Source organism: Vibrio sp. B183, assembly GCF_000740665.1.
Taxonomy (GTDB): Bacteria; Pseudomonadota; Gammaproteobacteria; order Enterobacterales; family Vibrionaceae; genus Vibrio; species Vibrio coralliilyticus.
On sequence record NZ_JPQB01000009.1, the window covers coordinates 79,345 to 98,103 of the forward strand.

Sequence of the window (18,759 nt, forward strand, 5' to 3'; positions counted from 1 at the left end):
ATACGTTTGGATCCTCACTCTGTGAAGGTTTTTAGATGATCAATGGAGACTTAGACCAACCCTCCACGAAAAAAGGATCGCCTTATTAGGGGAGCGTGTGGCTCTAGCGACAGAACATCCTGAACTGATTACCGCGAGTATCACGGCTGAAGGTGTGCAATACGGCGGTATCATCGGCACGGCCATTCCGGTGGTCATGGGGCAATGGGAAACCTTCAGCAACGAGTTCTGCTAATGCAGGAGTATCAGACCTTAATTGTGGCCGTCGTCAGCGTCTTATCCAGTGGGGTAGGCGTTGGCGTAACCCTGAAAACTGATGTGAAATGGTTACGCCTAATGATGGAAAAAATGGATGAAAGACTGACGCGTTTGGAAAACAAAGCCACTCTAAGTGGAAGGCTTTGTTTTTAAGAGTGCAATTGCACGTGCTTTATTACTTCGGTTACTGTGCGTAATGTATTATCAGGTCTAAAGCCTCTTTGGAACATTCCATTTATCATTTCGTCCCATATTTGCTCATTTTCTTGGGAAGGAATGTAAATATCTGAATTTATACACTCTTGAGCTATCAGCACAGTAAACACTTCATAATGCTTGGGTCTTCTTCTAAGCTGGCCTTCCAGCTCTGGGATTTTAGGAACGCCATATAATAAACCAACTTCGCTTGCAGTGGATTGATTAATAAGCATTTTATCTGCTGTGACTGGCTCTAAAACAGCCATCAATACAGCGGTCAAGTATAACATTGAGTAACCAAAAATTTTGTCTTGGTTAATAATCTGATCATTGAGTGTATGTAACACTTCTAAATGACGAACTATTGCTTCTACGTCTCTCAGTGATGTGTCGTGGCAATGTAGCGCTTGTTGCGCCAAGTTGAAAAATTGCTCTCGATATTGCCCGTTGAGGCAAGTATTTTGTAGTACATCACTTTCAATTACGCGCTTGCGGTAATACACATACGAGACTGACCTGCTATTACCAGCATCATCTATGGCGTTGTAGAGTAGTTTGGGCAATGTAAGTCTGTAGTTTATGAATTTATCCAAGTACTTTTCTGCAGCGACTCTATTTCCATAGCAATGTTCTACAGAAGCCTGTAGCTGTTTCGTGTTAGTTACCAATAAAAACTGTACATTTTCGACACTAAAGGTGTGTTTAATTACTTCTAGCATGTTTACTGCGTAATCGGGTTTACATCTGTCTAGTTCATCTATGATCACCACAATAGGTTTTTGGCGTGATATAGAGCGAAGAGTATCCTGAAGCGCGTTCATGCTTGCTTCTGCTTCAATGTGGCTTTTGAGCAAGCTCTCAACAGATGCTTCTATTGCTGAATCAGTAGCGTTTTGAATGTCTTTATCAAACTCATCGAGCATTTTGTCGGTGTCTTGGCGTAAGATGTGACTCACTCCTGCTTTCAATGAGGCCTTCAAGCCAAACCTGACTGCTGGTAGAATTTTATTGATAACTCTTTGCCTTTGGCCTGATTTCTCCGGAACCAGTTTCAGTATCTCAGCCATGACTGACAAAAGAGGCTCATTCGCATGGTCCGTTTTGAATGCATCAATGTAAACAACAGAGTTTTTATCCTCATTCTTCAGTAAATTACATAGCTTGAGGCTAAACTCAGTCTTACCTGTTCCCCATCCCCCGTCTATTACGAATGGTGATATCTCAGCAGGGCTATCGATAAGTGTTATTATATTTTGTGCTATGTTCTGTCGAGAAAACTCGTCTCTCCATTCAAATGTTATATTTTCCAAGTTTCACCTCTTATCTAAATGCTTGCAGTAATCTATACAGGTTGAAATTTCCGTACTAATTTATCGCCCTAGTTTTTAGTCAGTAAAATTAATGTCTTAAAATAAATAAAGGCCATCACAAGAAGACTTATACAACCTAGTAAAACAAGGCTTTTCTAGGCTGTATAAGGGCTTGTAGAGCTGTTTATATTTACATGTATTCGAATTTAAACAGTAAAAGTGGTCAATTTGTGGATCTTGCTAATGGGTTGAATTTAAGAGCGTCTTGTAAGTAATCAGGAGCTAAGTGAGCGTAAGTCATGGTTTGTTGAATCGTCGCATGTCCAAGGATTTTTTGTAGGGCCAAGATGTTCCCTGCATTCATAATAAAATGACTTGCGAATGTATGTCTAAGAACATGGGAAGCCTGTCCTCTGGGAAGCTCAAACTCGCATCTTTTTAGAACAGAGTAGAAGTTCTGATAACAATCCCTAAATAGTCTACCGTTACTACCAGATACGATTTCTTTCTCTAATTCCTGACTTATTGGGACTGTTCTGTTCAGTCCATTTTTAGTATCAACGAAGGTAACACGGCCTTTGACGACATTACTTCCTTTTAGAGATTCAGCCTCTCCCCAACGAGCGCCTGTTGCAAGGCAAAGCTTAGCGATTTTTAACGAATCGCCAGACAGTTCTGCTAATAATGTGTCTATTTCTTTATGAGAGAGAAAGTGCATTTCTTTTGCTCTCGGACGCTTAACTTTGAAACCTTTTGTTGGATGGGGGCTATGGTATTCCTGCGCATCAATGAGAACAGTAAAGATGTTACTTAAGCACATGAACTTTCGGTTGAAAGTAGTCATGGCTTTGTTTTCCTCTAGGTGCTTCGCTCTATAGTTGGCAAGGAGCTTGTGCGTAATTTGATGTGCTTTTGGGTAAGATAGTTCTCTATCTATTTGTTTTAGAATTCTCAAGTAGGTAGTGGCAGTCTTTTTGGACTGCCCTTCATATGTCCACCATAGCTCTATCAATTCGGTAAGCGAGCGTCTATCTGTGGGTTTTTCTAACCACTCTTTATTGTGAGCTGTGGCTAGAATGTGTTTTTCATACTGGCTTGCCTCATACTTAGTATCAAACTTTCTTCTATATCGCTTTCCGTCTCGACCTTGTGGGCGTATATCAACAAGGTATTTATCTCCCTGTTTCTTTACACTCATAGGTTTTTAACCACTTGGCGAATTCGGCCATTTACATTTAATCGCCCTAAATCTTCCTTGGGTAGCAAGAAATCATTGTGGTCAGGGTTATCGCTGATGATGTGATAGCCTTGGGTGGCCATATCATAACGTAAGCGTTTTACTAGCAACTGATTGTCTAAAGATATAGCGTAGACACCATCATAAACACCAATCTGTTCTTGGGTATCCACTACTAATAAATCACCGTCCATTAAGGTCGGCAGCATTGAGTCACCTTTGGCTCTAATGGCACAGGTGTTTTCTTTTTTTAAGCCCAATCTATTCAGGTCCTCAATTAGAATAAGATGTTCACCGATGATTAGGTCATCGTGGTGGAAACACCCACAACCTGCGCTGGCTTCAGCTGAGTACATTGGAATAGTTTCAAAATCGCTTGATGACAAGTATTTTGCCTTTTCAAACGAAACATTCTCGGCACCAGCTAGCCAATCTATGTTCACTCCAGTCGCTTGAGAAATTTTTATGAGTGACTCTAGTGTCGGTGAGGAAGTTCCATTTAGGTACTTACCCATCACACTCTGCGAGATGCCGCACTTCTCAGCAAACCTTCTGCCAGACAGCTCCCCTTTGATTTCGTTTAAACGATTAGAAAAACTAATGTCATAGCTCATGAGTGACCTCGTTGTGTTTTACAATGACCTTTAAATGATTCATTATGAGTTTGGATTGAGTCATAAGTCATTCGAATACATTCGAATGTAGAGGTAAAGATAACATGTTTAGTCAAATGCAGCCATATGTGCCCTATTTGCCAGTCGATGAGTTTGCTAGACGTTGGGGAGTGACTCCTCAAGCGGTCAGAGGAATGGTTCATGAAGGTAAGCTGCCTATAAAGCGAAAAAAGCGTGGTGAGAAGAAGGTGTATATCAATATGCTTGCCTTGTGGGAACACGCTCGTCAGGACATGGAAGAACAAACTAAAGACAGTTTCTTTAGCGTTTTTTAAGGGGGACATATGCCAACTGTTAATGGTCTTGCCATCTTGGAAAAAATCAAAGCTGAGCACTTTCCTGAAGGCTATCAAGCTCATACCCAAAGCGGTAAAGACTACCGTTTCAGTCGTAAAGGGCAGGCGGAGTTTAAACGTGCCGCTCGACTCCAAATGGCGCGCTTGTCTTCCACGGCGATGGGAAAAAGCTCATGAGTCGCAATACCAAATACGAAGATGCGCGCAAAGCTCAGGGACTCAAGAAAAAGACACTTTGGATCCCCGCCAACATGGACAGCGAGTTTGAAATGTTGGCGAATGCTTGTTGCGAGTATCGCCACCTGACCTTCAACACGTTGCGCGATACCAAATCCGGTAAGTACGTTTCCCTTGAAAACCTATAGCCCGTCACTGGTGACACAATGAATACGCAAGATTTGCTGTATGTGGGCGGCGCAGTTCGCCCACTCGATAAAATCCTAAAAACGAATGCCTGCTACGAAGCGGGTTTTTTAGGTTCCAATTTTCAGGATTGGGCTGAAAATGAGAACCAAAAAATCCGTGATAAAGCCCGTCTGCATTACGTTCAGACCAAACACATCCGCGAAGCGGCTCGCGTCAGCGAGGAAAGTATAGGCTTGTCCAAGGCCGCAAAAGTCGGCCAACAGCGAAAGCGCGTGAATCTGCTGGCGAAATCGATCCACAAAGGCGCTCAGCGGGCGCTAGAGCAGGGCTCTTTAAGAGAACGTGAAGGGCTCGAAGGACAAGACAACTTTGACACGCTATATGCGCTGACAGAGCGAAATTCGCCGCGCGTTCTTCCTCTAAAACATGAGCTAGTCCCGAGTTTTACCCGCGAAATTATACCGACATCGCTGCACATTCAGCACCGAAAGTGGACGGGAGAGTATCGCGGTCAGGTGGTGGTGCAGACGCCTGCCAGTAATGCCCCTGATGCTAATGCCGGAGAGCGATTCACGGAGAGACTGACCAAGCGCGCCGTGAGTAAGATTTTTGAGTCCGGTGCGTATGTGGCGCAGTGCCATGAGGGATTCACAACGTTTATCACGCCAACATTCAGCCGTGAGCAGCGCATGGCCTTGTTTGGCGCGATGTCTGAAGCCGAAGGGCGACCATACACGCCTGTGACGTTCGAGCGGGATTTGGGTGACTTGGTGTATGGCAAAGATGGCCCTTATACCTTATTGCCTAAGCAGCCTTTCAAAATAATGAAGACTTTGGAAACCACCATTGGCCGTGAAATGTCGCGCCTACTGAGTGGCATGAAAAAGATGTATCAGCGCGGCTGGGATACTTCCGAAGGGGAAAAGGTCGACCCGCACTACAAAGCGATGCCGACCATGTTTGGCCCTGACCGTGACAAAGCCGACTTTCACTATATGTGGGTGGCCGAATGTCCGATGAACGAAGACGGTGAACCCAATCCGCATGTGCATTTGATGGTGCGTTGGACGGTCGAACGTGAGCACTTTGATGACTGGGCGGCGCGAATTGAATCGCTTTGGGGTCATGGCGTGGCGAACATTCAGCGCATCAAGCAACCCAAAGCCGCAAGCACTTACCTGATTAAAGCGATTGGCTACGCGGCCAAGGGAGGTAATGCAGACCAAGGACTGATTCGCGGTAATCGCTACGGCCTTGCGAAATGTTCCCGCGCTCCGGCATGGGAAACGCTTGCCACCTTCGACACAGACAATATCACGGCGGTTATCAAAGAGCTGGGTTACAAGCTGGAGCAATGGAAAGCCCCACAGGAACGCGCACTACGCCGCGTTCAGGCCAAGAAAAAGCAGACGGTGAAGGCGCTATCCATCGCTAAGAATCAGCTTAGACCGGAAAGCACGCTTAAGAAAATGGAGTCCGCCATCATTCGCCATGAGCGCGCGGCCTTAAAAATCAGTCAGGGCATCAAGTCCCGCGATATGGCCGTATCGAGCAAGAACCGTTTTTCCATCACCTTCAGTGGCGACGAAGCCAAAGCCAGAATGGATGAGTTTCTGTTCTGGGCGGCGGGTGCGCGCGGCTGGTCGATGAACCTTAGCGGAATGCCCTTTGAAGAAACGTTCAACGGCGAACCCATCAAGGTATTCAAAAAGCCGGATTGGCTCGACTGCACCGATATTAAGCGCCAAGCGGATGACCGTTATCAAGACCAATACCAAGCGTTTTTAGATAAACGCGCTTATTGGCAATCGGTGCTGGCCTCTTCACCGATACCCGAACCCGATGAAAACGAAATCGCCGCAATGCTCAACGAGAAATACCAACTTTTAGGCACGGGCTGGCACGTCAGGCAAGCCCCCAAACAGACAGAGAACAGCAATGAGTGACAACACCCTACAAACCCGAACCACCGAATTACTGAATGAAATGGATTTGGAATCCAAAGCCTATAAACCACCTATGGGGTTTGGCTTTATCAAGCCATGGCTAACCAAAACCATTTGGCTATTTAAAGCCTTTAATACAAGGCTCAGCGCATTAGAGCAGGAGGGACACTAATGGAAAACGAAATCTTAGGCTATGTGGTATGCCATACCTGCAAATCACCCAAAGCCATTAAACAAGGAAAAGGTAAGCGCAAAGCCTTTGTTCATGGCCGTTGTCAATGTGGGCCGGACACCCGAACGGGTGCAGCCATGCAAGCGGAAATGAACGCCTATAAATCACTGGAAGAAGTGGAAGCAGAGATTGAGGCGTTAACCGCGCCTAAACCGGAGGTGATTCCGGTTGTGAATCAAAGGGAATCGAATCCCAATCAGGAAAGCCAATCCGAAACCCAATCAAAGCCAATCAGTACCGCGAAATGTGTTGGTGCGGGTGCGGTGCTTGGGCTCGTGTTTGGTGGTGTGTTTAAAGTCTTTAAAGCGGTGGCATAAATGGAAAATCAAATGGAAATCGAACAACTGGAAAACATCGAAGAAGTGCATAGCGAAGTAGAAGAAAAAGCGCTGTTGGCTGAACTGGATGGGGAAGATTTTGACCCGAGTACCGTCACGGCCAAAGTGGACGCTGACGCCGCTAAACTGGCAGCGGGTGAAGCGTCGGCCATGATGGCCCTTGGCGTGACCGAGCAGTTATTAAAGCAGTTCGCGCACCAAGACTTTGCCTTTGATGAAGAGCAGGCCAAAGGGGTGGCAAGTGCAGCGGCTCCCTTGTTTGTGAAATATGGCGGGGAGCTTCCACCATGGCTGGCCGCTTACAAGGAAGAGTTTGCTTTTGTGGTCGCGGCGGGTGCATTGAGCTTTACTTCGTTTAGCCAAATCAAAGCCCTTAAAGCCATGGACGAAGAGAAGGAAATCAACCCAGAAGAAGAGCAAGCGGAGGAAGCCCAATAAATGCAGCCGATTAATGCCAATAATGCCCTTAAGAATGGGCATGTGTTTGCGGTTGGTATGAGTGGCAGTGGCAAAACCTCTGCCGCCAAAAAGCTCTTCATCAAGGCGACTGACCAAGTCGCCATTTTTGACCCTGTTGGCGATTACACGGGCAAGCTGGCAGGGCGAGTGGTGAGAAGCTATTCCAACCTTAAAGAATTCGCTTCGGCCTTGATGGCCGGACGCAAGACCAAGCAGGGTTTCAAGATTGACTACCAACCGACACACGAATCCACACCCAAAGACTTCGATCTCTTTTGCAAGGTGGTTTGGAGTCAGGGTAATGGTAAACACGCCAAAGCCCTCAAAGTCATCTGTGAAGAGGTGGCCGAGCACAGCGAGAACGCAGGCAAAGCAACGGGCTATCACGGCAAGATATTGCGCTTAGGGCGCAAGTTTAACCTGCACACCATCAACCTCTTTCAGCGCGGTCAGGAAGTCTCAAAGACCATCATTGATAATTGCCAGCGAGCCTGTGTGATGATGCAAAAGACTAAAGCCAGCGCCATCTATCTGGAGAAGATGACCGGAATCGATGCCAACCAGATTAACGAACTGGAAGAGCTTGATTATTTACTTCAGAACGGGAAGTCATACACAAAAGGAAAATTGAAATGGTAAATTTTGGCTATGCGCTTGAATTTAAACGGAGCCTTTTCTACGGTTAGAGAGCAACATTATAAACATAGCCATGTTATTAAAAACGCTTAAGCTGGTTTCTAAAGTGCATTTGTCGGTAGTCCTTTCCGATTGAGTGCAGGACTTTTGACCAGTTTTTTTTTGCCCAAATCCCGCCTTTTTGTGACCCAAAGCCCAACTATTCCCAACACATTCCCAATCCCTATTAGGTATCGATTGGCAATCCAGTGCTTTAGTAATGACCGCCTAATGTTGGGCGGTTTTTTATTAAAGGTTATACATGGCAGGTTTTACACCAAAGAAACTACTGGTTATTGCTGGCGTTGCGGCTCTGGTTGCAGCGGGTGTGGTTTGGGCATCAAACAACGTTGATGCTGTTGAAGACCAAATCGGTTAAGGGAGGCGATTCAATGACAGCGCCAACCAAACTGAATTCATTCACTGGTACGGGTTACGGTGAGAAAGCCTCACTGACGATTCCAGTCGGCCCGACTTACGAAGAAATTTTTATTGAAACCAATCTGAACGCTTCACAGCTTCAGCGCGTTTCGATTTCCCTCAATGCGGATGAAATCATTGTCCTTGATGGCGACATGATGAAAAAACTCGAAGCCTACAAAGGTCTGACCCAGACCGATGGCTTTTTTACTATTCCGCTTTCAGACATCACGGCCAAGACCAAAAACGGGGTGCGTTACACGGGCCTTGTGACTGAGCTTGGCGACAACATCACCCTAGAGGTGGAAATTGCGGACAACTCAAACGCGAACCCGCCAGCCATCAAGCTGCAAGCATGGGCAACCGTTTCAGCGCGTCAGGATGTGCGCGTAGTGGTGCCGAAAATCAAAAAGCAAACCATGCAAGCGACCTCAACAGAAAACGAGTTCTTAGAACTGGTGTCTGGTCCGCTTCAACTGGTTCGCCGCATGCACTTCATGAGTGACCAAGTTCACTCACTCCAGATTTACCGCGACTTTGTGAAAGTCTTTGATGCGTCGAAAGGCTTGGAAGAGATGCGCGCCAAGCGTAACCGCCGTTTCTGGCAAGCGGGCTGCTTCCACTTCGACCCAATTATGCGCGGATTCTACATTGATGAGCTGTTCCCGACCATGCACAGCTCTGAGCTGAAATTCACGGTTAAGACCAACAAGCCTGTGGGCTCGATTCCTATCATCGTCGAATCGGTGGAAGTGGTGCGCCCTGACTTGGTTTCCAAGTAGGGGGTGATGATTGTCGTTTTTAGATGATTTATCCGATTTTGGCTCTGGCCTGCTGGATGACGTTGGGGAGGGGTTTGGCAACTTAGTCACGACCGCGACCACAAGCGACACATCCAAGAATGCAGGCACCGTGCAGCAGCCGCAAGCGCCTGTGAAGGACAACCATGGTAATGCCGTTACTCGTCCACAAGGCGGAGGAATGGATAACAAGACCATGTTCATGGTGGGTGGCGGCGTGCTTTGTGTTGTTGCGCTGCTGGGTATCGGCATTGCGGCCAGCCGCAGTTAAGGGGGCACCATGCCAGTCATGTTAGTACCCATTATCGCGGGTGGTCTGGGCTTTGGAGCGGGATTTTGGTCCGGCTCTGGCGCAGGCAAGTTCGTCAAACTGGCAGTGATTGGGGGCGGCTGCTATGCCGCTTACCACTTCACTAAGGGGGCAAAATGATCCCATCCATTGGTGGCCTGAGTAATTCGGGCTCAATGCCAATCAGTGCGAGTGGTGGCATGGCGGGACCATCCACCGCCACGGCGCGCAATTCTATTGGTGGTATTCGTAATGGCTCTATCAACTTTGGCGGCGGTCCATCGTCATGGTTGCCATGGGTAGTGTTGGGAACGGGGGCAGTGCTATGGCTCATCAAGCAGTAACCATCACGTACTTAGGCGCGACTCGTAAAGACTTGGCGTATCACTTAAACGAGCTTAAACCCGCTTTCAATGGTTCAGACAGTGCCAAGGCGGAATGGCTCGACATGCTGGAAGGGGTGAAGTCCGGTCAGGCGTCGATGTACCTCATCAAGTCAAAGGGGGTATTACTTCGCTTTGTAGGGCGTGTCACTGGTGACGCTTACCACATCAACGCCATGGTGGGGAAAGGACTCAGCCAAGCTGCGCCTCTCATTATCGAGCGCTGTGTGGCGATGGGTTATCAGTCGATTACCTATCACACCTACCGCAAAGGGATGGGGCGCATCTTATCGGGTTTTGGCTTTGAGCTGGACAAGCAAATCAGCAAGACCGAGCAGCGCTACCAGTTAGACCTTGGAGGTGCGCATGGGTAAGGGAGGCAGCAGCAATAGCACCAACACGACCACAACCACCAACGTCAGCGGCACCAATGCGGTGAGCGGTGACAACCTTGGTGTGCTGTTAAGTGGCGTGAATGGCTCCACGGTCAACATCAAAGCCACCGACCACGGCGCTGTGAGAGCGGCCGCAACAGTCACAACCAAAGCACTCGATAGCAATGTCGCCGCCATCAAAGAGGCGAACGAGCTAAGCCGAGAGGCGGTAAAGACGAATGAAAGCGTCACCAAAGCCGCCATGGCATCGAATGAGAACGCGATAGAAAAAGCGCTCATCTTTGGCCGTGACTCGATGGCCGCAAACAGCGAAGTCAATCTTCGCTCACTGGACACCATGCGAAAGAGCAGTGAAGAGGCGATTTCGGCGGTGAAATCCATGGCGGAGCAATCTGGAACCAGCGCCCGAGCCGCCATTGCGATGGCCGAAGAAACTGCATCACGCAGCCAGACAGGCAGCGCGAGCGACATGCGAAAAGTCACCATAGCGGTGGCGATTGTTCTGGGGCTGGCGGTTACCGTCGTCGCACTAAAGGAGAGCTAATGAGCAACCTAACATTACAACCCAAAGAAATCCGCCAACACTCGGTAGGCAATGACCGCTTTCTGATTGTGCGCTCGGCTACCCGTTATATCTGGGTAGTGAGCGACAGCGGCGAGCGTATCCGTGTGGAAGGCGGCGACAGGCTCGACATTAGCCTGTTTAAGCAAATCAGTGTGGAGAACCCGCACCACCTTGTGGTCACGGTGGAGTATCAATTTACCCGCCGTGACCTCAAACCTTCGGGCTCTGGCACGGCCGCGACCGAAACCAAAGCGCCGCAAGAATTTGCCACCGCGCCGCACATCACGATAGCGCGGGGTGAAAAGTCGCTGCTGGTTCCGGCCAATGGTCTGCGGGTGGAAGTCCTCATCCAGAACATTAGCCAGGTCGAAGGCGAGGCCATGATAGGTGATGTGAATGTCGCCCCTGATGTGGGTTTGCCTGTGATGGGGAATCGCCGCAATCCAGCTGGCCTCACTATCAATGGCAGTGGGGATTTGTGGGCCTACAACAACAGCGAAACCCCTGTGACGCTCGCGGTGATGGAGGTGCGCCAATGAGTGGCTTCTTTCCTCGCCGCGCTGAAAGCTCAAAGGATGCGCTGGCTGAAATACTGGAAAACTTAGCACCCGCTCAAGCGGAGTCGATGAGTTTGATTCAACACCTGATGAACAATCAGGTTCAAATGGGCTCGATGGTGGTCTCTTTGGCGCGCCATCAGGCCACAGAATTGGTGAATAACAATGACAAATGATTTTTCACAGGTCGGGGAGCTGGTCACTGAAACCCGCAAGCTGCTCGACAGTTTAACGGGCGACCTTGCCAACCGTTTTGTGCGCGCTGAGACCAAGACCATTTTGGTGGGCGGCGTCTGGGAGAAGTTCTATCCGGTGTTCATCCCTGCACCCAGTGCGGCGCGTCTGAACCACTTGCAGATTTTCCGCTCTGAACCAGACAAGGACAAAAACGGCATTAAGCATGAAGACGGTGCAATGGGCAGGGACACGGTAGGAGGTGCCACGCTGGCGCTGAAATACGTCACGTGTGATGTGAAAGTGCAGCCTTATACCGAAGTGGTGTGCAACATGTTCACGCCCAACTATACCCCGTTTGTGGCTCGGATTCGGAACTGCGATTTGATGAGTGGCATGGTGGTTTGGCTTCGCGGGGGCAATGTCACTTACGAATACACGCAAGACTCGATGATGGTGGACATTCCACCTGTTAATGAAATCAAAGTCTTTCCCCGCTTCCCTAATCAAGGGATACGTGTGGATGCAGGGGTGTATCTGGAAGGCTTTCGAGTGGATGGAGCGGATTTCTACCCGACTAAGGATAAGCACGAAACGGCCATGCCAAAACCTGATGGGAGCGACACTGAATGGGAGAAATTCCGCTAACACGGGAGGTTTGCCATGGTGTCGAAAACCGTTATTGCATCAATCATCGTTTTAGGGGGAATAGGCTATATGACCTACCGAGCATCACTACCGCGCGGCGTTCGTAACAACAACCCGCTGAACATCCGTGAATCGGATGGTGACAAGACCGAGTGGAAAGGGGAAAGCGCCCTTGATATCGACAAGTCATTTGAAGAGTTCACGCACCCTGTTTATGGCTTTCGCGCAGCGGCGCGCATCCTTCGAAGCTATGAACGCCAAGGGTACAAAACGCTGACTCAAATGATTCACCGTTTTGCACCGCCAAGCGAGAACGAAACTGACCTGTACGTGAAACACGTCAGCCAGTGGTCAGGCATTGGGGCCAATCAGCTTGTGGATGTGAACAACCAAGAACAGATGGCCAAGCTGCTGCATGCGATGAGCCGCAAGGAAGTCGGCAACTACTACGGCATCAACATGGCGCGAGAAGGGGTTGCCATGGCATGAGCAAAGCAGACGTAAAGAAAATTGCCATCACGGTTATAGGCGGCGTACTGGCCGCCTATGCCATTCAAACTTTGAAAAGGAACAAACTGTTATGAAAGCACTATTGAAAAACACATTGAATATCGACTTAGACCAACCGTCCACGAAAAAAGGGATCGCCTTACTGGGTGCGGGTGTGGCATTAGCTACTGGTCATCCAGAACTGATTACCGCGAGTATCACGGCGGAAGGGGTGCAATACGGTGGCCTTATCGGCACGGCCATTCCGGTAGCGATGGGGTTATGGGAAACCTTCCGTAATGAGTTCTGCTAATGCAGGAGTATCAAACTTTAATCATTGCTGTAGCCAGCGCACTATCCAGCGGGATAGGCGTTGGCGTCACACTAAAAACAGAAGTTAAATGGCTGCGCATCATGATGGAAAAAATGGATGAGCGTCTAACACGTTTAGAAAACAAAGCCCCTAGTTAACGGGGCTTTTTTGTGTCTGATTTCCAATATTTCAACTCAGTGAAAACGTACATGTAGAGCATCAGTAAAGCTGGGACTAAAAAGAAATTCCACATTTCAGAGCCGATGAACAGTGAAGTTGTACTCAATTCGAAATCTATAACATTGAAAGCGATAAGCGTACTTAGCAGTATTTCAATACCTAATATGCTCCCACTTGAAACAAGCAAGGTTTTGGCTAGTTTAGGACTAATAATATCTCTGGCTGTAAGCGCAGCGAGCCCTAATGGGAAAACAAGCAATACTAGCTCTAGATAGATGACCATTTACTCTCCTTATCTTGGGTAAAAATCTCCGCCTGTGACTCTTAAACTTAAACATGAAGAATGCAAAAAATTGACTTTTTACTCTCTGTATTTGCGGGTGGAGTGTTTTTCTGGAATCAGTTCAAAAATGATATAGACATAAATAGTTAAGACTGCGGGGCCTGTTAGCATGTTCCAGAATTCCGCTCCAACAAATATGCTAGGCTCAGGAAATGGGATATTTATTATGTGAATAGCCATCAACCATCCAGAGAATAGCTCTGTAACGAGCACAAGGAAACAGAAGTATAAAGCCACCCTACCAAACTTGTTGTAGCGTCTTACACGATTTCTTACTACTAGAATAGCTAAAGGAACTAATATAAGAACTACTTCAAGCAGATAAATCATGTGGTGCTACCTTTCGATTATTACATGTAACCCTAGACCGCTTAGGATGGGAATGTCGTGACGTGCGTATGATATCAATGTTTTTTTAAGACTCACATTGTTTCATATTTGCCAATGTGTCATAGCTATTCCGTGGTGTCACTGATTTAGTTTTAAATGTCAAAGGTAGGTGAACTAGGTAGATTACTATGTATGTGTGGTAATTTTGTGGTCAATTGTTTTTATTTGTTATTATTTTTCAGTATCTTAATTGTTAAAAAAGGGCTCTTTGATGAGCCCTTCGCTAAAAATGAATCTATTTAGGTGGGTATAAGTTCTGCTCTTCTATAACGAAACGCAGGTTAAATGGAGCACTAAACTGCTGCTGTAATGCCATCAATTTGGTTCTATCTATTCCATCCATACGATCATCTACTATCTCATCTAATGGAGTCAGGTCAACTGAATAGAATTGAAGAAGCTTTTGATTGTTTTCTTCTTCTAGAACTTTTTTGAACTCGGCTGTTTGCTCTTTCATACATTGTCTATCGTTGTAGTTTGCGATGTATCCAACTACAGATTTTTTATCTTCAAAAGGCAAAGATTGAAACCACTCCGATTTTGGAAATGGGGTTTTGTTTTGCTCTGACAGGCTTTCACAATAATCAAATTGTTCTAACCATTGTTTCTCTGCAAGTTTGCTATCAGCCATAGAGTAAGAGCACCCAGTCAGCAGAACCGTAGCAATAAGAGCTTTATTTAGATAATTCACTAACACAGTTCCAAAATCTCCGTTCATCACCCCTAGAGTAAATTTCCCTTTCATAAGCAATATTAAAAATCATGTTCCTAGTGTACTGGCCGGAAGCCATCATTGCCTTGCCGAACGTGTCCCAATCAGTTTCTCTGATTGTTATCATTGTTTCAAAAGCACTGTTCGTAACACTTGGAGTACCAAAGATATAGTAGAAAGGCGTTGCTGCCAAAGCACCGGAAAGTAAATTTCCTGACTTCATCACCTCTTTTATGTCAGCGACTGAACGTCGACTCTTTTCACTTAGTTTAAGGTTATTGATCTGACAAATTCCTAACCTAGCCATTGTATTACCTCAATTGCATAACGTTGCACAGGTTATAAAGTTTGCTTGAGAAATTGTCATCCTTTTCTATGTGACTCTATACACAAATCCTGAGCAATGTGCGGTTTCACTGTACTTTTAGTGATTATGGGTGCTCCATGGTGAGCAGTAAGGGACTGTCATGAAGTTGTATTGGTTTTTGGCGTGACAAGTACAATCCAGAGTTCAAATTGTCACTTGTGGGCATTTTGTGGTCGTGTGATTTTTATTTTTAATATAAAACAATTAGTTAAAATTAAATAAAGGCCATCACAAGATGGCCTTTATTGTTTCGGGGATATGAGCTGGGGACTGGATTCGGACTTGTTTATGTCGTCCGAGTTCCCCTTTCTCTATGGTGATTAGCCCTTTTGCAACTTTGAACTGTTTGGACAGGTATTTACTCAAGTGAGCGTTGGCTTTTCCGTCCACAGGTGGGGCGGTAATCGCGACTTTGAATTCATCACCATGCAGCCCAATCAGCTTATCTCTGCTTGCCTTGGGCTGAATGTAGAGCCTGAGTAGGAGATCATCACCTTCTAACCAAGCGGCTTTTGCCATTATAGCTGGAACCAGATAGGCCCAATCATGTCACCGATCAGGAAGTTCGCGAACTGAAGGCCAATAAATAGAACCAGTACGCTAAGGTCGAATCCACCCATTGCTGGAATTACGCGGCGGATAGGCGCCAACATAGGCTCTGTAAGCTGATGGAAGACATATTCAATTGGGCTACGACCTTGGCTGACCCAGCTCAGGATGGCACGGATAAGCAGTACCCAGAACAGCAAGCCACCAGCTGCTTTAATCAGCGATAGTAGGCCAAGGAAGAAGAACTCTGCACTGAATGACACTGAGCCGCCTGAGGCAACCAGAATCAAAGCGACAAACTTCAGCACACACAGCACGTAAGCAAACAGTACTGTCGCTAAATCGATACTGCCTATAGAAGGGACAACCCTGCGCAGCGGTGCAATTACCGGCTGAGTCGCTTTGACGATAAATTGTGAGAATGGGTTGTAGAAGTCTGCACGCGCAGCTTGCAGCCAAATCCGCAAGATCACCACCATGATGTAGAGATCAAACAGGGTGGAAATCAGAAAACTCATTGAATTCATAGGTTACCCTTACTTCGTAGAGCCAAAGCTCAATCTAATTAAAACTGTTTTTCCATTTCTTCAGCACGAGCTACTGCGGCTTGCATCGCTTTCGCTACTATATCTGAAAGTTGGTGTTCGTTGAATGTGCGTAACGCTTCCGCCGTAGTGCCGCCTTTTGAGGTGACGTTTTCGCGCAGTGTTGATAGTTCAGTCTCTGGGTTGCCAACGACCATGCTTGCAGCGCCTAAGGCTGATTGTTGTACTAAAAGGCGAGCCGTCTCTTTATCAAAACCTTGAGCAATGGCTTCAGCTTGCATCGCTTCCATAAAGCGGAAGAAGTAAGCCGGAGCGCTGCCAGCCGCAGCAATGATGCTGTTGATGCCGGATTCTTGCTTTACCCAACAAACTTTGCCGCATGACTCCATTAGTTCAGCTGCAAAGGCTTTGTCTAGCTGTGAAACGTGCGATGGAGCATACAGACCACTCATTCCCAAACCTAGTTGAGAGGGTGTGTTTGGCATAACGCGAACGATGTTTAGGTTGTGATTCAGCATTTCACATAGGCGTTGGCTACTGATACCTGCGGCAATAGAAATGACCAGTTTGCCTGACCAGTCGATGGATTGAAGCGGTTTACACACCTCTTCCATCATTTGAGGCTTCACAGAAAGGACGACCACGTCAGCCTCGCTGGCAGCGACTAGGTTGTCGCTGGTGGTCTTAATGGAAAAGTCTTGCTCCAACGGCAGGCGTCGAGTCTCAGATGGCGCTGTCGCCGTGATCATGGCAGCAGGATAACCGCCCGACACTAAACCAGAGACGATAGCCTTGACCATGTTACCTGCGCCGATAAAGGCAATTTTCTTGTGTTCCATTGATTGTGTTCTTCCTGTTATTGCTGATTAAGCTTTATTGCTGTAGTCGCGAGCACCGAAAATAGCGGTTCCAATTCGGACCATGGTCGTTCCCGCTTCAATTGCGGCTTCCATATCGCCACTCATGCCCATAGAAAGCGTATCGAGATTGAGCTCTGGGTAACGTTGCGTCAATCGGTTTTTCAGCTCTGCCAAATGGCTAAAGGCTGCAAGCTGAGACTGATAGTCTGAAACGTTGGCCGGGATTGACATCAATCCTCTTAACGTGAGGTTTGGCAAAGAAGAAATCAACTCTGCCAAAGCAAAGATTTCGTCATCACTGGCGCCAGATTTAGAGCTTTCACTGCTGGTGTTGACCTGAATAAGAACTTGCAGCGGCGCCATGTCTTGAGGTCTTTGATCATTTAATCGCTGAGCAATCTTAGCGCGATCAACGGTATGCACCCAGGCAAAGCTCTCCGCTACATGGCGTGTTTTGTTGGACTGAATTGGACCAATAAAGTGCCATTCTAGGGTCAATTCAGGGTGGTTTTCAGCGAAATACGCAACTTTATCAACGCCTTCCTGTACGTAATTCTCGCCAAAAACGACCTGACCGGCGCGAGTTGCTTCTAAAATCGCGTCGAACGGTTTGGTTTTACTCACCGCCAGAAGTTGCACTGAGCCTAGAGGGCGTCCACACTTTTGTTGTGCCGCTTCAATCTGTGAGGTGATCTGTTCAATGTTTTGTTGAATACTACTCATAGCTAACTTTATTAAGGATTTTAAATGGATATCGCTGAATTACTGGATTTTAGTGTAAAGCATAATGCTTCAGATCTACATCTTTCTGCTGGTGTATCTCCCATGGTACGCATTGATGGTGAAGTAAGAAAGCTTGGCGTACCAGCGTTCAACCATTCCGAAGTGCATCGTTTGGTGTTTGAAATTATGAACGATGCTCAGCGTAGCGAATTTGAAGAACGTCTTGAAGTCGACTTTTCTTTTGCACTTCCGGACGTAGGCCGTTTTAGAGTCAACGCTTTTAACCAATCTCGTGGTTGTGCGGCCGTATTTCGTACCATTCCAACCGATATCCCGACTTTAGAGCAGCTAGAAGCGCCATCGATCTTTGAAAACATCGCCAATATGGAGAAAGGATTAATCTTAGTCACTGGGCCAACGGGCTCAGGTAAATCGACCACTTTGGCTGCAATGGTGGATCATATTAATCGTCACCACAATAAGCATATCCTGACTATTGAAGATCCGATTGAGTTTGTGCACACCAATAACAAATGTCTGATCAACCAGCGTGAAGTTCACAATGATACCCATAGTTTTAATAACGCGCTGCGCAGTGCATTGCGTGAAGATCCCGATGTCATCTTAGTTGGTGAGCTACGCGATCAGGAAACGATCAGTCTAGCGTTGACCGCGGCTGAAACCGGCCACTTGGTATTTGGTACTTTGCACACCAGTTCGGCGGCGAAAACTATCGACCGTATCATTGATGTTTTCCCAGGTAGCGACAAAGGCATGGTGCGTTCCATGCTCTCTGAGTCTCTGCGTGCGGTGATTGCGCAGAAATTACTCAAGCGCATTGGCGGCGGGAGAACCGCTTGTCATGAAATCATGATGGCAACGCCTGCGATTCGTAACCTGATCCGCGAAGACAAGGTCGCGCAAATGCAGTCTGTGATTCAGACTGGTGCGGCGCATGGTATGCAAACCATGGAGCAGCACTCCAAACAGTTGATTGCTCAAGGTCTGGTTGATGCAGAAGAAGTGTCGAAGAAAATTGAAGTTGAGCAAGGTCTGTTCTGAGAGAGG

Annotated in this window: 32 protein-coding genes and 1 pseudogene; 23 read left to right on the forward strand and 10 right to left on the reverse strand. The window is 47.2% G+C overall.

Annotated elements, in window-relative coordinates; all coding sequences use genetic code 11:
• Window positions 1–35: 35 nt before the first annotated feature.
• Window positions 36–235, forward strand: a pseudogene (locus tag IX95_RS10795) (hypothetical protein).
• Window positions 235–411 (forward strand): hypothetical protein, encoded by a 177-nt coding sequence (locus IX95_RS26625; RefSeq protein ID WP_200876935.1) that lies wholly within the window; start codon window positions 235–237, stop codon window positions 409–411. The pseudogene IX95_RS10795 and the gene IX95_RS26625 overlap by 1 nt, the downstream one beginning before the upstream one ends.
• Here the strand turns inward: IX95_RS26625 and IX95_RS10800 are convergent.
• The 3 genes from IX95_RS10800 to IX95_RS10810 form a co-directional block, all read right to left on the reverse strand.
• Window positions 408–1,766, reverse strand: coding sequence for a KAP family P-loop NTPase fold protein (locus tag IX95_RS10800; protein WP_051912542.1), 1,359 nt, complete (start codon window positions 1,764–1,766; stop codon window positions 408–410). The genes IX95_RS26625 and IX95_RS10800 overlap by 4 nt on opposite strands.
• A 223-nt stretch (window positions 1,767–1,989) precedes the next feature.
• Window positions 1,990–2,964 (reverse strand): phage integrase, encoded by a 975-nt coding sequence (locus IX95_RS10805; protein WP_038159722.1) that lies wholly within the window; start codon window positions 2,962–2,964, stop codon window positions 1,990–1,992.
• A complete protein-coding gene (locus IX95_RS10810) occupies window positions 2,961–3,617 on the reverse strand; it encodes an XRE family transcriptional regulator (RefSeq protein WP_021458449.1) in 657 nt (218 codons plus the stop codon). The genes IX95_RS10805 and IX95_RS10810 overlap by 4 nt, the downstream gene beginning before the upstream one ends.
• A gap of 104 nt (window positions 3,618–3,721) precedes the next feature.
• On the opposite strand from IX95_RS10810, the gene IX95_RS10815 reads away from it, so the two are divergent.
• The 20 genes from IX95_RS10815 (at window position 3,722) to IX95_RS26635 (ending at window position 13,180) form a co-directional block, all read left to right on the forward strand.
• The gene (locus tag IX95_RS10815; RefSeq protein ID WP_038159725.1) at window positions 3,722–3,952 is read left to right on the forward strand and encodes a hypothetical protein; all 231 of its coding nucleotides are present in this window, start codon (window positions 3,722–3,724) and stop codon (window positions 3,950–3,952) included.
• A 9-nt stretch (window positions 3,953–3,961) separates the two neighbouring features.
• Window positions 3,962–4,150 (forward strand): hypothetical protein, encoded by a 189-nt coding sequence (locus IX95_RS10820; protein ID WP_038159728.1) that lies wholly within the window; start codon window positions 3,962–3,964, stop codon window positions 4,148–4,150.
• Window positions 4,147–4,338 (forward strand): hypothetical protein, encoded by a 192-nt coding sequence (locus IX95_RS10825; RefSeq protein WP_038159731.1) that lies wholly within the window; start codon window positions 4,147–4,149, stop codon window positions 4,336–4,338. The genes IX95_RS10820 and IX95_RS10825 overlap by 4 nt, the downstream gene beginning before the upstream one ends.
• A 234-nt stretch (window positions 4,339–4,572) precedes the next feature.
• Entirely contained in the window at window positions 4,573–6,285 is a 1,713-nt protein-coding gene (locus tag IX95_RS10830) for a hypothetical protein (protein ID WP_235202616.1), read from the forward strand.
• Window positions 6,278–6,457, forward strand: coding sequence for a hypothetical protein (locus IX95_RS10835; RefSeq protein ID WP_021458455.1), 180 nt, complete (start codon window positions 6,278–6,280; stop codon window positions 6,455–6,457). The genes IX95_RS10830 and IX95_RS10835 overlap by 8 nt, the downstream gene beginning before the upstream one ends.
• Window positions 6,457–6,834 (forward strand): hypothetical protein, encoded by a 378-nt coding sequence (locus IX95_RS10840; protein ID WP_038159738.1) that lies wholly within the window; start codon window positions 6,457–6,459, stop codon window positions 6,832–6,834. The genes IX95_RS10835 and IX95_RS10840 overlap by 1 nt, the downstream gene beginning before the upstream one ends.
• 12 nt (window positions 6,835–6,846) lie before the next feature.
• The gene (locus IX95_RS10845) at window positions 6,847–7,293 is read left to right on the forward strand and encodes a hypothetical protein (protein ID WP_235202617.1); all 447 of its coding nucleotides are present in this window, start codon (window positions 6,847–6,849) and stop codon (window positions 7,291–7,293) included.
• Entirely contained in the window at window positions 7,294–7,953 is a 660-nt protein-coding gene (locus IX95_RS10850) for an ATPase (RefSeq protein WP_038159741.1), read from the forward strand. It abuts the gene before it with no gap.
• A gap of 428 nt (window positions 7,954–8,381) precedes the next feature.
• Complete coding sequence (locus IX95_RS10855; RefSeq protein ID WP_038159745.1) at window positions 8,382–9,191, forward strand: major capsid protein P2; 810 nt, start codon at window positions 8,382–8,384, stop codon at window positions 9,189–9,191.
• Between the two features lie 10 nt (window positions 9,192–9,201).
• Window positions 9,202–9,480: a hypothetical protein gene (locus tag IX95_RS10860; RefSeq protein WP_038159748.1), complete on the forward strand. Its 279-nt coding sequence runs from the start codon at window positions 9,202–9,204 to the stop codon at window positions 9,478–9,480.
• A gap of 9 nt (window positions 9,481–9,489) precedes the next feature.
• Complete coding sequence (locus IX95_RS26630) at window positions 9,490–9,639, forward strand: hypothetical protein (protein WP_021458726.1); 150 nt, start codon at window positions 9,490–9,492, stop codon at window positions 9,637–9,639.
• Window positions 9,636–9,842: a hypothetical protein gene (locus IX95_RS10865; RefSeq protein ID WP_038159814.1), complete on the forward strand. Its 207-nt coding sequence runs from the start codon at window positions 9,636–9,638 to the stop codon at window positions 9,840–9,842. Before IX95_RS26630 ends, IX95_RS10865 begins: the two co-directional genes overlap by 4 nt.
• Window positions 9,824–10,255 carry a hypothetical protein gene (locus IX95_RS10870; protein ID WP_051912544.1) on the forward strand — a complete coding sequence of 144 codons (432 nt, stop codon included), beginning with the start codon at window positions 9,824–9,826 and terminating at the stop codon, window positions 10,253–10,255. The genes IX95_RS10865 and IX95_RS10870 overlap by 19 nt, the downstream gene beginning before the upstream one ends.
• A 142-nt stretch (window positions 10,256–10,397) precedes the next feature.
• Complete coding sequence (locus tag IX95_RS10875) at window positions 10,398–10,820, forward strand: hypothetical protein (RefSeq protein ID WP_436411208.1); 423 nt, start codon at window positions 10,398–10,400, stop codon at window positions 10,818–10,820.
• Window positions 10,820–11,380 carry a hypothetical protein gene (locus tag IX95_RS10880; RefSeq protein WP_038159753.1) on the forward strand — a complete coding sequence of 187 codons (561 nt, stop codon included), beginning with the start codon at window positions 10,820–10,822 and terminating at the stop codon, window positions 11,378–11,380. Before IX95_RS10875 ends, IX95_RS10880 begins: the two co-directional genes overlap by 1 nt.
• Entirely contained in the window at window positions 11,377–11,574 is a 198-nt protein-coding gene (locus IX95_RS10885) for a hypothetical protein (protein ID WP_038159756.1), read from the forward strand. Before IX95_RS10880 ends, IX95_RS10885 begins: the two co-directional genes overlap by 4 nt.
• Window positions 11,564–12,220: a hypothetical protein gene (locus tag IX95_RS10890; protein WP_038159759.1), complete on the forward strand. Its 657-nt coding sequence runs from the start codon at window positions 11,564–11,566 to the stop codon at window positions 12,218–12,220. Before IX95_RS10885 ends, IX95_RS10890 begins: the two co-directional genes overlap by 11 nt.
• A gap of 69 nt (window positions 12,221–12,289) precedes the next feature.
• Window positions 12,290–12,709, forward strand: a complete 420-nt coding sequence (locus tag IX95_RS10895) for a hypothetical protein (protein WP_031343383.1) — start codon at window positions 12,290–12,292, stop codon at window positions 12,707–12,709.
• 91 nt (window positions 12,710–12,800) lie between these two features.
• Window positions 12,801–13,022, forward strand: a complete 222-nt coding sequence (locus IX95_RS10900) for a hypothetical protein (RefSeq protein ID WP_038159763.1) — start codon at window positions 12,801–12,803, stop codon at window positions 13,020–13,022.
• Entirely contained in the window at window positions 13,022–13,180 is a 159-nt protein-coding gene (locus tag IX95_RS26635; protein ID WP_171354827.1) for a hypothetical protein, read from the forward strand. The genes IX95_RS10900 and IX95_RS26635 overlap by 1 nt, the downstream gene beginning before the upstream one ends.
• Here the strand turns inward: IX95_RS26635 and IX95_RS10905 are convergent.
• From IX95_RS10905 to IX95_RS10940, 7 genes are all read right to left on the reverse strand, one after another.
• Entirely contained in the window at window positions 13,177–13,485 is a 309-nt protein-coding gene (locus IX95_RS10905; RefSeq protein WP_038159766.1) for a hypothetical protein, read from the reverse strand. The two genes, IX95_RS26635 and IX95_RS10905, sit on opposite strands and share 4 nt — an antisense overlap.
• A gap of 685 nt (window positions 13,486–14,170) precedes the next feature.
• On the reverse strand, window positions 14,171–14,566 hold the full coding sequence (locus IX95_RS10915; RefSeq protein WP_235202618.1) for a hypothetical protein: 396 nt from the start codon (window positions 14,564–14,566) through the stop codon (window positions 14,171–14,173).
• A 43-nt stretch (window positions 14,567–14,609) separates the two neighbouring features.
• Window positions 14,610–14,954 (reverse strand): hypothetical protein, encoded by a 345-nt coding sequence (locus tag IX95_RS10920; RefSeq protein ID WP_038159775.1) that lies wholly within the window; start codon window positions 14,952–14,954, stop codon window positions 14,610–14,612.
• Window positions 14,955–15,242: 288 nt separating this feature from the next.
• Window positions 15,243–15,533, reverse strand: coding sequence for a DUF167 family protein YggU (gene yggU / locus IX95_RS10925; RefSeq protein WP_038159779.1), 291 nt, complete (start codon window positions 15,531–15,533; stop codon window positions 15,243–15,245).
• Complete coding sequence (locus IX95_RS10930) at window positions 15,533–16,090, reverse strand: YggT family protein (protein ID WP_038159781.1); 558 nt, start codon at window positions 16,088–16,090, stop codon at window positions 15,533–15,535. The genes yggU and IX95_RS10930 overlap by 1 nt, the downstream gene beginning before the upstream one ends.
• Before the next feature lie 38 nt (window positions 16,091–16,128).
• Window positions 16,129–16,947: a pyrroline-5-carboxylate reductase gene (gene proC / locus IX95_RS10935; RefSeq protein ID WP_038159783.1), complete on the reverse strand. Its 819-nt coding sequence runs from the start codon at window positions 16,945–16,947 to the stop codon at window positions 16,129–16,131.
• 27 nt (window positions 16,948–16,974) lie between these two features.
• Complete coding sequence (locus IX95_RS10940) at window positions 16,975–17,691, reverse strand: YggS family pyridoxal phosphate-dependent enzyme (RefSeq protein WP_038159785.1); 717 nt, start codon at window positions 17,689–17,691, stop codon at window positions 16,975–16,977.
• Window positions 17,692–17,715: 24 nt separating this feature from the next.
• Here IX95_RS10940 and IX95_RS10945 point away from each other — a divergent pair, with 24 nt between their 5' ends.
• Window positions 17,716–18,753 (forward strand): type IV pilus twitching motility protein PilT, encoded by a 1,038-nt coding sequence (locus IX95_RS10945; RefSeq protein ID WP_006958261.1) that lies wholly within the window; start codon window positions 17,716–17,718, stop codon window positions 18,751–18,753.
• Window positions 18,754–18,759: the final 6 nt, after the last annotated feature.